The organism is Stenotrophomonas maltophilia group sp. msm4 (assembly GCF_032025605.1).
In the GTDB taxonomy this organism is placed as follows: Bacteria; Pseudomonadota; Gammaproteobacteria; order Xanthomonadales; family Xanthomonadaceae; genus Stenotrophomonas; species Stenotrophomonas sepilia.
Genome location: NZ_JAVSKK010000002.1, coordinates 397,170 through 411,322, shown reverse-complemented (window position 1 = coordinate 411,322; position 14,153 = coordinate 397,170). Strand labels below are relative to the sequence as shown.

The 14,153-nt window shown below is 68.2% G+C and carries 9 protein-coding genes; 4 read left to right on the top strand and 5 right to left on the bottom strand.

Annotated elements, in window-relative coordinates; all coding sequences use genetic code 11:
- Positions 1 to 397: 397 nt before the first annotated feature.
- On the bottom strand, positions 398 to 4,282 hold the full coding sequence (gene purL / locus ROV93_RS10990; RefSeq protein WP_141653599.1) for a phosphoribosylformylglycinamidine synthase: 3,885 nt from the start codon (positions 4,280 to 4,282) through the stop codon (positions 398 to 400).
- Between the two features lie 824 nt (positions 4,283 to 5,106).
- Here purL and ROV93_RS10985 point away from each other — a divergent pair.
- The gene (locus ROV93_RS10985) at positions 5,107 to 7,206 is read left to right on the top strand and encodes a glycosyl hydrolase family 18 protein (protein WP_072168879.1); all 2,100 of its coding nucleotides are present in this window, start codon (positions 5,107 to 5,109) and stop codon (positions 7,204 to 7,206) included.
- Between the two features lie 121 nt (positions 7,207 to 7,327).
- Here the strand turns inward: ROV93_RS10985 and ROV93_RS10980 are convergent, their stop codons facing one another.
- Positions 7,328 to 8,113, bottom strand: coding sequence for a DsbC family protein (locus tag ROV93_RS10980; protein ID WP_072168878.1), 786 nt, complete (start codon positions 8,111 to 8,113; stop codon positions 7,328 to 7,330).
- Positions 8,114 to 8,213: 100 nt separating this feature from the next.
- Complete coding sequence (gene xerD / locus ROV93_RS10975; RefSeq protein ID WP_072168877.1) at positions 8,214 to 9,191, bottom strand: site-specific tyrosine recombinase XerD; 978 nt, start codon at positions 9,189 to 9,191, stop codon at positions 8,214 to 8,216.
- A gap of 56 nt (positions 9,192 to 9,247) precedes the next feature.
- Between xerD and ROV93_RS10970 the strand changes: the two genes are divergently transcribed.
- Complete coding sequence (locus ROV93_RS10970; protein WP_072168876.1) at positions 9,248 to 9,739, top strand: RDD family protein; 492 nt, start codon at positions 9,248 to 9,250, stop codon at positions 9,737 to 9,739.
- A gap of 90 nt (positions 9,740 to 9,829) precedes the next feature.
- On the opposite strand, the gene lptG is transcribed toward ROV93_RS10970, so the two are convergent.
- Both lptG and lptF read right to left on the bottom strand, forming a co-directional pair.
- Positions 9,830 to 10,936 carry an LPS export ABC transporter permease LptG gene (gene lptG / locus ROV93_RS10965; RefSeq protein ID WP_049414332.1) on the bottom strand — a complete coding sequence of 369 codons (1,107 nt, stop codon included), beginning with the start codon at positions 10,934 to 10,936 and terminating at the stop codon, positions 9,830 to 9,832.
- Positions 10,933 to 12,015, bottom strand: a complete 1,083-nt coding sequence (gene lptF / locus ROV93_RS10960; RefSeq protein WP_072168875.1) for an LPS export ABC transporter permease LptF — start codon at positions 12,013 to 12,015, stop codon at positions 10,933 to 10,935. The genes lptG and lptF overlap by 4 nt, the downstream gene beginning before the upstream one ends.
- 104 nt (positions 12,016 to 12,119) lie before the next feature.
- On the opposite strand from lptF, the gene ROV93_RS10955 reads away from it, so the two are divergent.
- Together ROV93_RS10955 and ROV93_RS10950 are read left to right on the top strand one after the other, a co-directional pair.
- The gene (locus tag ROV93_RS10955; protein ID WP_072168874.1) at positions 12,120 to 13,598 is read left to right on the top strand and encodes a leucyl aminopeptidase; all 1,479 of its coding nucleotides are present in this window, start codon (positions 12,120 to 12,122) and stop codon (positions 13,596 to 13,598) included.
- Positions 13,599 to 13,680: 82 nt separating this feature from the next.
- Positions 13,681 to 14,106, top strand: coding sequence for a DNA polymerase III subunit chi (locus ROV93_RS10950; RefSeq protein WP_005415211.1), 426 nt, complete (start codon positions 13,681 to 13,683; stop codon positions 14,104 to 14,106).
- Positions 14,107 to 14,153 lie beyond the last annotated feature (47 nt).

The window sequence follows — 14,153 nt, the reverse complement described above, 5'->3', positions numbered from 1 at the left end:
CACCGCCGGGCCTTCTGGCCCAACGTCCCCTGGGGGCGTTTTTTCGCGTGATTTACTGCGGGGTATTGCCGAACGGCGCGCAGCGACAGAAAACCGAGCGCGTACGCCGAGCGGTTACTGCGGAATGAATGGTTCTGAAACGGGGTTCAAGTGTTAACGGCAACTTTGCAGATCGTCAAGACTTTGACACGACAAATGCTGTTGCCGTGAAGCAGTTCACCATTTCGCGTGTTTATAAAAGTATTCTGTTAGGTACACGTGACGGACCGCTGGCGCATGAAAACCGATGTAACTAGCGGGCGCGACAAGGGTTTCACGCGTGCAAAGAAAAAACCCGCCGACGAAGCGGCGGGTTTTCCATACGCGGTGGCATTGCGGCCTGCGCGGAACGATGCGATCAGCCGCACCACACCCGCGCGTTGCGGAACATGCGCATCCACGGCGAATCACCCTGCCATTCCGCCGGTGCCCAGCTCAGGTTGAGCGCGCGCGGGGTACGCTCCGGGTGCGGCATCATGATGGTGACGCGGCCGTCGCTGCTGGTCAGGCCGGTGATGCCGTCCGGCGAACCGTTCGGGTTCAGCGGGTACTGGCTGGCCACCTTGCCATTGCCATCGATGTAGCGCAGCGAGACACGTGCAGCAGCCTGGTCGACGGCATTGTCGAACACGGCCTGGCCCTCACCATGCGCCACCGCCACCGGCAGGCGCGAGCCGGCCATGCCACGCAGCAGGATCGACGGCGATTCCACCACTTCCAGCAGCGCGGTACGGGCTTCGAACTGCTCGCTGGCATTGCGGCGGAACTGCGGCCAGTGCTCGGCACCCGGAATGATGTTCTTAAGCTGGCTCATCATCTGGCAGCCGTTGCATACGCCCAGCGCGAAGCTGTCTTCGCGCGCGAAGAACGCGGCGAAGGCATCACGCAGTGCGCTGCGCTCCAGGATCGAGGTGGCCCAGCCACGGCCGGCACCGAGCACGTCGCCATAGCTGAAGCCACCACAGGCCACCAGGCCGGTGAAATCCTGCAGGGCCACGCGGCCTTCAATCAGGTCGCTCATGTGCACGTCGAAGGCGCGGAAGCCGGCGCGTTCGAAGGCGTTGGCCATTTCGATCTGGCCGTTGACGCCCTGCTCGCGCAGCACCGCCACGCGCGGACGCGCTCCGGTGCTGATGAACGGTGCGGCCACGTCTTCGTTGAGGTCGAAGCTGAGCTTCGGCTTCAGGCCCGGTGCGTTGAAGGCACGCGCGACCTCGCGCTCGGCATCGGCGTTGGCCGGGTTGTCGCGGCGCTTCTGCATCGCGTGGGTGACCGACCACCAGGCGTCGAACAAGGCCTCCCAGCGCCACTCGGCCAGGTTCTCGCCGCCCAGCGACACGCGCACCACCGGTGCCGTGGTCGGCTTGGCGATGCGCTGCGCGCATTCGGTCAATGCATGGCGTTCGACCAGGTCGGCAAACGCGGCGCGGTCTTCGCGTGCGATCTGAACCACCGCACCCAGTTCTTCGTTGAACAGGCTGCGGAACGGATCATCGCCCCAGGCATCGAGGGTGATGTCCAGGCCCAGGCGCGAGGTAAACGCCATTTCGCACAGCGCGGCGAAGGCACCACCGTCGCTGCGGTCGTGGTAGGCCAGCAGCAGGCCGGACTGGCGTGCATCGCGGATCAGTTCGAAGAAACCCCGCAGGCGCTGCGGATCATCCAGGTCCGGGGCGGCGCCGGCGAAGGCCGGCAGGTCGCCGTGGTCGGCATGCACCTGGGCCAGGATCGACCCCCCCAGGCGCTGCTTGCCGGCACCGAGGCCGATCAGCCACAGCTCGCTGTCCACCTCCCGGTCGAGCAGCGGGGTCAACTGCTGGCGCACGTCGGCGACCGGCGCGAACGCCGAGATCACCAGCGACACCGGCGACACGCTCTTGTGCGCTTCGCCCTGGTCGTGCCACTGCGCCTGCATCGACAGCGAGTCCTTGCCCACCGGGATGCTGATGTCCAGCTGCGGGCAGAGTTCCATGCCCACCGCCTTCACCGCGTCGTACAGCAGCGCGTCTTCGCCGGGGTGACCGGCTGCAGCCATCCAGTTCGCCGACAGTTTGATCTCATCCAGCGCATCGACCGGGGCCGCGCACAGGTTGGTCAGCGCTTCGCCCACCGCCATGCGTGCCGAAGCAGCGGCATCGAGCAGGGCCAGCGGGGTGCGCTCGCCGATCGACATCGCTTCGCCAGCCACGCCATCGAAGTCGGCCAGGGTGATCGCCACGTCGGCCACCGGCAGCTGCCACGGGCCGACCATCTGTTCGCGCGCGGTCAGGCCGCCGACGCTGCGGTCACCAATGGTGACCAGGAAGTTCTTCGAAGCGACCGTCGGGTGCGCGAGCACGCGCAGGCCGGCTTCCTGCAGGTCCAGGCCACCGGTCTTCAGCGCCGGCCAGCGCGGTGCCGGCGGATGCGCGGTGTCGCGATGCATCTTCGGCGGCTTGCCGAACAGCACGTCCATCGGCAGGTCGATCGGTGCATCGGCCGGGGTGTGGCCCGGCACGGCGCCGTAAGCCACCACCAGGTGTTCCTCGGCGGTGGCCACGCCGACGGCCGCGAAGGGGCAGCGTTCGCGGGCGCACAGCGCGGCGAACTCGGCCAGGCGCTCCTGGGCCACGCCCAGCACGTAGCGTTCCTGCGACTCGTTGCACCACAGCTGCATCGGTGACAGCGACGGATCATCGGTGGGCACCTTGCCCAGGTCGATGACACCACCGACGTTCGAGTCGTGCAGCAGTTCGGGGATGGCGTTGGACAGGCCACCGGCGCCGACGTCGTGGAAGAACTTGATCGGGTTGTTGGCGCCCATCGCCACGCAGCGGTCGATGACCTCCTGGCAGCGGCGCTCCATTTCCGGGTTGTCGCGCTGCACGCTGGCGAAGTCCAGGTCCTCGGCGCTTTCACCGGAGGCCACCGAACTGGCCGCACCGCCGCCCAGGCCGATCAGCATCGCCGGGCCACCCAGCACGATCACCGCATCACCGGCCTGCAGCGGGATCTTGTCGACCTGCACGCGATCGATCGCACCGAGGCCACCGGCCAGCATGATCGGCTTGTCGTAGGCGCGCACCAGGTCGGCGCCTTCCGGCAGCTCGAAGCTGCGGAAGTAGCCGAGCAGGTTCGGGCGGCCGAACTCGTTGTTGAACGCGGCGCCGCCGAGCGGGCCGTCGGTCATGATTTCCAGCGCCGGTGCCATGCGCGGGTTCAGCGCGCGCGGCGCCTCCCACGGCTGCGGCAATTCCGGAATGCGCAGGTGCGAGACCGAGAAGCCGGTCAGGCCTGCCTTGGGCTTGCCGCCACGGCCGGTCGCGCCTTCGTCGCGGATCTCGCCACCCGCGCCGGTCGAAGCGCCCGGGAACGGTGCGATCGCGGTCGGGTGGTTGTGGGTTTCCACCTTGATCTGGAAGGCACTGGGCACCTGCGCTTCGCGGCGGTATTCGCCACTGGCCGGATCGGGACGGTAGCGCGACGCCGGATGGCCTTCGATCACTGCAGCGTTGTCGCTGTACGCGCTGAGCGTGTGCTGCGGGGTCTGCTGGTGGGTGTTCTTGATCATCCGGAACAGCGAGCGGTCCTGCTCCTGGCCGTCGATGGTCCAGCTGGCGTTGAAGATCTTGTGGCGGCAGTGCTCGGAATTGGCCTGCGCGAACATCATCAGTTCCACGTCCGACGGCGAGCGGCCCAGCGCGGTGAAGCGTTCACGCAGGTAGTCGATCTCGTCCTGGGCCATGGCCAGGCCGAGGCGCTGGTTGGCGGCCTCCAGCTGGTCCACCGGCACGCGTTCCAGCTCGCCACGGGCCGGCGCCGAGAACAGCGCCTGGCCCTGCTCCACGGTCTCCAGCACCGACTGCGTCATCGGGTCGTGCAGCGCCTTGACCAGCGCCTGCTGCACGGCGGCATCAGCCGGCCAGCCCTGCACGTCGATACGCAGGCCACGCTCGACCCGGCTGACCGGCTGGCCGGCACCGCGGACCAGTTCGGTGGCCTTGCTCGACCAGGGCGACAGCGTGCCCAGGCGCGGCACCACGATGCGGCTGACTGCGCCTTCGGCCACGGCTTCGGCCTGCGGCGCCGCTTCGAGGATGCGGCACAGCGTGGTCAGGTCGGGGGCGGCGCTGCCTTCGGACTGCACAAAGTAGACGTGCCAGGCACCGCTGATGCGCAGGGAGGGAGCGATGGACTGCAGGCGGGATTCAAGACGTTCGCGGCGGAACGGCGACAGGGCGGGCGCGCCCTCGAGGACCATCATGTCCGGGGAACCGTAGTTGGGAAACGGGCCCGACATTGTACCGGAAGCAGGGGGATGGCTTTGGCCGGGCGGCGCCCGGCACCTGCCGAGGCCAGGGCAACGGCAACAGCAACGGCCCAAGCAAAAGCTGGGTTCCCGTGGGATGGCGGGGTGGTGGGGGCCAGCAGGACCGTTGGCGCCATGGATGGCGCCATCGAGCCCCCATGGACGGGTTTACGGCGTGTCCTGCTGGCCCCCACCACCCCGCCTTCGACAGATTTCCGCGATCTGCGGTAAATCCACGCCATGGGTGGATGCTCTGCGGTAGTGCCGGCCGCTGGCCGGCAACCAGCGAACATCAGAAGTCAGGCATTGAAGAGCGCAGCGACCGGCTTTTGCCTTTGTTTTTTTCTTCCGTCTTTCGTGGCTGGCCGCGCAGGAACCTGTCCGTGGCCGGGCGGGTGGGCTCAGGCGGGGTGTCCGCGGCATGGATGCCGCGGCCAAGCCCCCATGGACGGGTTTACGGCGTCCCCGCCTGAGCCCACCCGCCCGGCCAACCCCCAGAAATCCGCTATTAGCAGCAAGCCCCAGCCACGAGGGGGCTCCGCCGATGGCCGCCGACTGCGCGCCAGCGCCGCTTTCCGCCCAAATCGCCGAACCATGCGCTTGCTCACGGATTGACCACGCAATTGATGACAACGTTGTCCCCACCTGGTGCCGGACTCTCTCCCCGGCCTCCCAGGTGCCTCCGTCCGGCCCCTCCGTCGCCTTCCCGGGCGATGCCCGGACCTGCGTCACGCGCGGCGCCATCGGGGCCCGCGCGCCCTTTGATCGGAGACTCACCCATGTACGACCCGATTGTGCGCAGTGCCGAACGTTCGACCCGAAGCTGTCGTCCCCGCCACCTGGCCTGGCTGCTTGCCCTGGCCGCCGGCAGCGCCGCCCTGCCCGGCCTGGCGCAGGCTGCCAGCTGTGCCGGCGTGGCCCAGTGGGACCAGGCCAAGATCTACCGGGCCGGCGATACCCTGCAGAAAGGAGGCGTCCTCTATCGGGCGAACCAGGACATCTGGAACGCGCCGCCGGACCATCCGGCCGGTGCGCCCTACTACACCAACCTCGGTGCCTGCGATGGCACCGGCACCAACCAGCCGCCGGTGGTCAGCCTGACCTCGCCGGCCAACGGCGCCACCTTCAGCGCCGGCAGCACGGTCAACGTGACCGCCACCGCCAGCGATCCGGACGGCAGCGTCGCCAAGGTCGAATTCTTCCGCGACGGCAGTACGCTCGGCGTGGCCACCAGTGCGCCGTATGCAGCCAGCTGGACCAACGCCAGCGCCGGCAGCCATACCCTGCGCGCGGTGGCCACTGACAACAACAATGCCACCGCCAGCACGGCGACGATCACCATCACCGTCAACGCCGCCAGCGGCGACACCACCGCACCGAGCGTGCCGGGCGGGCTGGCGGTCGGTGCCCGTACCGCCAACAGCATCGCGCTCAGCTGGAGCCCGTCCACCGACAACACCGGTGGCAGTGGCCTGGCCGGCTATGACGTGTACCGCAACGGCAGCCTGGTCGGTTCGCCGTCCAGTGCCAGCTATGTCGATGGCGGGCTGACCGCATCGACCACCTACCGTTACCGCGTGCGGGCGCGCGACAACGCCGGCAACGCATCGGCGCAGGGCACCGAGATCAGCGCCACCACGCTGGCCGGCGACGGCGGCACCACCGGCAAGCGGGTCATCGGTTACTTCACTCAGTGGGGCATCTACGGCCGCAACTACCGGGTCAAGAACATCGACAGCAGCGGTTCGGCGGCGCGCCTGACCCACATCAACTACGCGTTCGGCAACGTGCGCAACAACCGCTGCGAAGTCGGCATCACCCAGCCGTCGGATCCGAACAGCGGTGCCGGTGGCGATGCCTTCGCCGACTACACCAAGGCCTTCAGTGCCGCCGAGAGTGTCAGCGGCAGCGCCGATACCTGGGACCAGCCGCTGCGCGGCAACTGGAACCAGCTCAAGCAGCTCAAGGCCAAGTACCCGAACCTGAAGGTACTGATCTCGCTGGGTGGCTGGACCTGGTCGCGCGGCTTCTCCAGCGCGGCGCGCCCGGAAAACCGGCAGGCCTTCGTTGCTTCGTGCATCGACGCGTACATCAAGGGCAACCTGCCGGTGACCGACGGTGCCGGCGGCGCCGGTGCGGCGCTGGGCGTGTTCGACGGCATCGACATCGACTGGGAATACCCGGTGGCCTGCGGCATCGAATGCGGCAAGCCGGAAGACAACGCCAACTTCACCGCGCTGATGGCCGAGTTCCGCCGCCAGCTCGATGCGGTGCGTCCGGGCCTGTTGCTGACGGTGGCGGTGGGTGCCGGCATCGACAAGATCCGCGTCACAGATCCGGCGGCGTACCACCCGTACCTGGACTACATCAACGTGATGACCTACGACTTCCACGGCGCGTGGGATGCGAAGACCAATCACCAGTCGGCGCTGTTCGATTCGCCGAATGATCCGTCCACCGGCGACCAGAAGCTGTACAACAGCAACGACGCCATCGAGGCCTTCATCAGCCGTGGCGTGCCCGCCGCCAAGCTCAACCTGGGCATCGGCTACTACGGGCGTGGCTGGACCGGCGTGGCCAATGCCAACAACGGCCTGTACCAGACCGCCAGCGGTGCTGCCCCGGGCACGTATGAAGCCGGCATCGAGGACTGGAAGGTGCTGAAGAACCTGGCGTGGCCGGGCTACACCGACAACACCGCCGGTGCCACCTGGATCTACAACGGCAGCACGCTGTGGAGCTTCGACACCCCGGCCAACATCACCCGCAAGATGGGTTACGTGAAGACCCAGGGCCTGGGCGGCGCGTTCGTCTGGGAGTTCAGCGGTGACGATGCGCAGGGCACGCTGACCAAGGCAGTCAGTGATGGCCTGAAATAAGGCAAAAGCCGGGGGCGCATTTTGCGCCCCCGGCCTCTGATCTGTGGCGCCGAGCCCATGCTCGGCTGATGGTTGCGCAGCCGAGCATGGGCTCGGCGCTACAGGAAAAGGTCAACGGCGATCAGCGCTTGGCCGACAGCTTTTCCAACGCCGCACGCAGCTGTGCCGGCGGCAGGTACCCCCCCAGCTGGGTGCCGTCCGGCGCGAAGATCGCCGGCGTACCATTCACGCCCAGCTGCTGGCCCAGCGCGTACTGCATCGCCACCGGATTGGTGCAGTTCTTGGCGGGAACGTTGCCGCCGCGCTTGGCGTTGGTCAGCGCCTGGCGACGATCCGCTGCACACCAGACCGAAATCATGTCGGTGTAGTCCTTGCTGCCCAGGCCCATGCGCGGGAACGCCAGGTACTCGACGGTGATGCCGTTGCGGTTGAGCTCGGCGATGTCCTGGTGCAGCTTGCGGCAGTAACCGCACTCGATGTCGGTGAACACGCTGATGGTGTACTTGGCGTTCGGCGCGGCGAACACGATGCGATCGCCGTGGTTGGCCTTGGCCAGCAGGCCGCGGCGATAGCCGAGCAGGCCTTCGCTGTTGGCCGGGCCCTTGGCGCGGGTGTCGTAGGGCTGAGACTGGAACAGATAGCGGCCGTCATCGGACACATACAGAAGCTGGCCTGAAACGACGACCTCGCGGAAGCCGGGGAAAGGCGCGGCGCCAATGTAGTCCACCTGGAAACCGGGGTTCAACGCGGTCAGTGCGGCGCGTACCGCCTGCTCGGCGGGCGCATTCGCGGCCGGACTGGCCTTGGCCGCAGCGGCGGCGGGTGCCTTGGCGGCCGGTGGAGCCGGCTGGGCGCAGGCGGTCAGGCTGAGCGCACCGAACACGGCGGCGATGGCAAATCGGAACATGGAGCGGTCCGCGACAGAAGAAGACCCCGGATTCTGACACAGCCACCGCGACCGGGCGGCGACGGCCGGCAGCGCCCCGGGCAGCGATTCAGCCCGGCGCTCAGCCACGCGGATGGTGGCGGGCGTGCAGCTTCTGCAGGTGCTCGCGCGCGACCAGGGTATAGATCTGGGTAGTCGACAATGAACTGTGGCCGAGCAGCATCTGCAGCGCGCGCAGGTCGGCACCGCGGTTGAGCAGATGGGTGGCGAAGCTGTGCCGCAGGCCATGCGGGCTGATCCGCGCCGGGTCGATGCCGGCCACCTGTGCGTGGCGCTTGACCAGATGCCAGAACGCCTGCCGGGTCAGCGCATGCAGCGTCGGTTCGACGAACAACGGGGTCTGCCCATCCGCCAGGGCATGCACCTTGCCCTTGCCGACCAGCTGCGGGCGCGACTGCTGCAGGTAACGCTCCAGCCAGTGCTGGGATTCCTCGCCCAGCGGCACCAGCCGTTCCTTGCTGCCCTTGCCGGTGACCCGCAGCACGCCCTGGCGAAGGTTGACCGCCGTGGCCGGCAGCAACACCAGCTCGCTCACGCGCAGGCCGGCGGCATACATCAGTTCCAGCATGGCGCGATCGCGCAGGCCCAGTGGGCTGTCGACATCCGGTGCTGCCAACAGCGCGTCGATCTGGCTCTCGGCCAGCGCCTTGGGCAGCAATCGTGGCAGCTTCGGCGGATCCAGCAGCGCACTCGGGTCCTCGCTGCGTTCGCCGCGCCGCACGCCATCGGCGAAGAACGCCCGCAACGCCGACAGCAGGCGCGCATTGCTGCGCGGCGACCAGCCATGCCGGGTGCGCCAGGCCAGATACTCGAACAATCCGGGACGCTCGATGCCGGCCAGGCCACCGTCGCGTCCATCCATCCAGCGCGCCAACCCTTCGAGGTCACGCCGGTAGCTGTCGAGGGTGGCACGGGCCAGGCCGTTCTCGGCCCAGATCGCATCGAGGAAGCGCTGGATGCGCACGCTGTCGTCGGCGCGAAGCTCGGGTAGTTGCTGGACCAGCTGGCGGCGTTCGGCGGGGGTGGAGACAAGGGCCATGCGTGCAGGATACGAGGGCCACTGCGGGCACGGCCAGCTTTGCGTATGCTCGGCGCATGTCCCGCCCTGCCACCGACACAGCCCCTGCGGCCGCCACCGAAATGCTCCATCCGCGCGCATTGCTGCTGTGGCGCGTGCTGGCGATGGTCTACGACGCACTGCCGGTGCTGGCGCTCTGGATGCTGGCCGGCACGCTGTTCACCCTCGCCTACACCTTCAGCGGCCACGCACAGCGCGAGAACATCGCGCCGTTCAGCGCCTGGCAGTGGCTGCTGTGGGCGGTGTGCTGGGCGGTCACGGGGTGGTACGCCACGGCCAGCTGGCGCCGCGGCGGACAGACCCTGGGCATGCGCCCGTGGCGGCTGAAAGTGCAATCAATCGATGGCACGCCGTTGCGGCGCGGGCAGTTGTGGCTGCGCTTTGCGGTAGGCACGCTGTCCCTGCTGCTGGGCGGTCTGGGATTCTGGTGGGCGTGGGTCGACCGCCAACGCCTGACCTGGCACGACCGCGCCAGCGGTACCCGCCTGGTGCGGATGCCGAAACGGTAAGGCGCTGTCTGTAGCGCCGAGCCCGTGCTCGGCTGCTTTCCGCACTGTACGTGACAGCCGAGCACAGGCTCGGCTCTACAACAATCAGAATCAGCCCGACTTGCGCCGGAACAGCAGTCCGGATACCGCCAGCATCACGATCGGCGGCAGCGCGTAGGCAATGCGGTAATCGAACTTCAGCGCGCCGGCCATGCGGCCGAAGAACAGCTGCAGCAGCCAGAAGCCCAATGCGAACAGGATGCCCAGGAACAAGCGCTTGCCCATGCCGCCGCTGCGCAGCGATCCGAACGCGAACGGCACCGCCGCCAGGCACAGGGCCAGCACGTTCACCGGATAGAACCAGCGGCTCCAGTACACATCCTCGAAATCGCGCGCGTCCAGCCCGTTGCGTTCGCGGTAGGCAATGCTGGTGCTCAGCTCGGACACGCTGAGGTTGCGCGGCTTGGCGATACCGGTGGCCAGCGCGGCCGGGTCCAACTTCGAGTTCCAGGGTTCACGTGCCACTTCCTGACGGGTTGCCGAGCGCTCGCCAAAGGTGTCGCGGCGCACGCCGGTCAACACCCAGCCGTCCTTGTCGTGCTCGGCGGTGGCGGCATGGGTCAACGAGGCGATCTTGCCGTCTTCGGCGACCCGGTACAGGCGCACATCACGCAGGATCAGCCGCGTGCCCTTGTCGCCCACCAGCTGCTCCTCGCCGCTCTGCGCATTGAGGAAGGTGTCGCCTTCGCGTGCCCACAGCCCCGAGTAACGGGTAGTGGCAATATCCCGCCCCCATTTGGCGCTGGATTTCAGCGCATCGGCACGGTCCTGGCCCCACGGGCCCAGCGTCTCGGCGCTGAGCACCATCACCGCGGTCAGCAGCGACAGCGCAATCGCCACCGACACGCTCAGGCGCTTGCGCGACAGGCCCAGTGCACGCAGTGCGGTCAGCTCCGAGGTCGCGGCCAGCTGGCCCAGGCCCATCAGTGCGCCGATCACCGCGGCCGTCGGGAACATCGTGTAGGCGCGGCGCGGCACGGTGTACAGCACCCACGCGGCGGCATGGCCCAGGGTGTAGCCGTTCTTGCCGATGTCCTTGAACTCGCCGGAGAAGGCCATCACCACGTCCAGGCCCACCAGCACCGCCCAGGTCAGCAGCACGGTGGTGAACACCGACCGGCCCAGGTACAGGTCGAAACGCATCGGGCGCAGCCTCATGCGCGGGCTCCCTTCGGACGGCCCAGGCGGCCATCACGCACATACATCCAGATCGCCAGCGCCAGCAGCGGCAGGGTCAACCACCACAGGCCGAGCGCGGGCGGAATCTTGCCGTTGGCAATCCAGCCGCTGCCGATGAACATCAGGTTGGTGCCCACCATGTAGGCCAGCAGGGCCAGCATCATGCGGCCGTAGCGCTGCTGGCGCGGCGAGCTGCGGCCCAACGGCACGGTCAGCAGGGCGAATGCCAGCGCGATCAGCGGCGGTGCCAGCCGGCGATGCAGCTGCGCCTGCGCCTGCGGCCGTGCATCACCGATCAGCTGCAGGGTTGGCATCAATTCCGGGTCATCCTCGGTGCGGGTCTGTGCGCCATCGGGCAGGGCCACGTCGTTGCGGGCGAAGGTCGCCAGCCGGTAATCCAGCCCAGCGGCCACCGGGCCTTCCACCTGGTGGCCATCATCCAGCTCCAGGAAACGCTGGCGGCTGCCCTCGAAGTACATGCGGCCACTGTTGGCCGACACCACTTCCAGGCGATCGTCCTTCTGCCGCTGCAGGAACACCTTGCCCAGCTCGGTGCCGTCAGGCGAGATCGAGGACAGGTAGACCACGCCGCCATTGGGCAGCGGCGTGAACCGGCCCGGCTCCAGGCCGGCCATCAGCACGCTGCGGTTGGCCTCGATGATCATCTGCTCGGCCACCCGGCCTGCCCACGGGCCCAGCCACAGCGAGCAGGCGCCGACCAGCAGCACCACCGGCACCACCAGCATCAGCAGCGGTCGCAGCAGTCGCTTGGGGCCAACACCAATGGCGGTGATGACCGCCATTTCCGAGTCGCGGTACAGCCGCGCCACGGCCAGCAGCAGGCCCAGCATCAATGCCAGCGGCAGGATCAGCGGCAGGTAGGCGATGAACTGCAGGCCCAGCTGGGAGAACAGCAGCTTGGCCGGCAGGCGTCCGTCGGCGATGTTGCCGAGGATGTCCACCAGCACGCCGCCCACGCTGACCACCAGCAGGACGATCAGGGTAGCCAGGAAACTCTGGACGAAATCGCCCAGCAGGTATCGGTCGAGCTTCAGCATGGGGCGGTGGTTTAAACTCTGGGGTTCGTTCGCGGTGCCGCCCAGTCTACTGTCTGGGCGTAAACGGCCTGCGATTGTACGGACTCGCCAATGGAATCTGCTCAATGGCCCTCGAATTCACCCTGAACCACGTTGCTCCGGCCGCCGCCACCGTTGATTGCCTGGTGGTCGGCGCGTATGCCGACCATACCCTGACCCCGGCCGCGCAGGCCCTGGATGCCGCCAGCGGTGGCCGCCTGGCCGCCCTGGCCCAGCGTGGCGATCTGTCCGGCAAGACCGGCGCAACCACCCTGCTGCACGACCTGCCGGGCGTGACCGCCCCGCGCGTGCTGGTGGTCGGCCTCGGTGAAGCCGCCCGTTTCGGCGTGCCGCAGTACCTGAAGGCCGTGGGCGACGCCGTGCGCGCGCTGAAGGCCGGCGCCACCCGCAGCGCGCTGTTCACCCTGTCCGAAGTGGCGGTGAAGGACCGCGACGCGGCCTGGGCGATCCGTCAGGCGGTGATCGCCGCCGATCACGCCGCCTACCGCTATACCGCCACCCTGGGCAAGAAGAAGGCCGACGACGCCGGTCTGACCCAGCTGGCCATCGCCGGTGACGACGCGCAGGCGCTGGCTCAGGGCCAGGCCATCGCCGCCGGTGTCGAGTTCGCCCGCGAGCTGGGCAACCTGCCGCCGAACTACTGCACCCCGGCCTATCTGGCCGACGTGGGCGTGAAGTTCGCCGGCGAGCACGAGGGTGCCGAAGCCGAGATCCTCGACGAGCACCAGATGGAAGCGCTGGGCATGGGCTCGCTGCTGGCCGTGGCCCGTGGCTCGGCCAACCGCCCGCGCCTGGTCGTGCTGAAGTGGAACAATGGCGGTGACGCCAAGCCGTACGTGCTGGTCGGCAAGGGCATCACCTTCGATACCGGTGGCGTCAACCTGAAGACCCAGGGCGGCATCGAGGAAATGAAGTACGACATGTGCGGTGGCGCCAACGTCATCGGCACCTTCGTCGCTGCGGTCAAGGCCAAGCTGCCGCTGAACCTCGTCGTGGTGGTCCCGGCGGTGGAAAACGCCATCGATGGCAACGCCTATCGTCCGTCGGACGTGATCACCTCGATGTCGGGCAAGACCATCGAAGTCGGCAACACCGACGCCGAAGGCCGCCTGATCCTGTGTGACGCGCTGACCTACGCGCAGCGCTTCGAGCCGGCCGCGCTGGTCGACGTGGCCACCCTGACCGGTGCCTGCATGGTCGCCCTCGGCCACCAGACCGCCGGCCTGATGAGCAAGCACGATGACCTGGCCAACGAGCTGCTGGCCGCCGGCGAGCACGTGTTCGACCGCGCCTGGCGCCTGCCGCTGTGGGACGAGTACCAGCCGATGCTGGATTCGAGCTTCGCCGACGTCTACAACATCGGTGGCCGCTGGGCTGGCGCGATCACCGCCGGCTGCTTCCTGTCGCGCTTCGCCGAAGGCCAGCGCTGGGCCCATCTGGACATCGCCGGCGTGGCCAGCGATGAAGGCAAGCGTGGCATGGCCACCGGCCGCCCGGTCGGCCTGCTGAGCCAGTGGCTGCTGGACCAGGCCGCCCGCGCCTGATGCCGTACCCGACCCTGGCCGGCAGACGCCGGCCGGGGCCTCGCCCGGCACTGCCGGGCCCCTGCCTGACCCGGACCCTGCCATGCCCCGCGCCGACTTCTACCTGATCGCCAAGCCCCGCTTCCTGACCGAGCCGCTGCGCCTGGTCTGTGAGCTGGCGCGCAAGGCCAACGACGCCGGGTTGTTCACCCTGGTGCTGGCCCGTGACCAGGCCCAGGCCGAGGAGCTGGACGAGCTGTTGTGGGCGTTCGACAACGACGCCTACATCCCGCACCAGATCGCCGGCGAAGACATGGACGAGGAAGAGGCCCTGGTACTGATCGCGGTACCCGGCACCGAGGCACCAGCGCGTCCGCTGGTGATCAACCTGCGCGACGAGCCCTGGCTGGGCCAGTGCGAGCGCGTGCTGGAAGTGGTGCCGGCCGATCCGGAAGCGCGCGAACCGCTGCGCGAGCGCTGGCGCCAGTACAAGGCCGCCGGTTACGACCTGAACAAGCATGACATGTGAGCGCGCCCCGGCCCCCTTGATGGGCCGCCGCCGCGCCCTGACCCTTC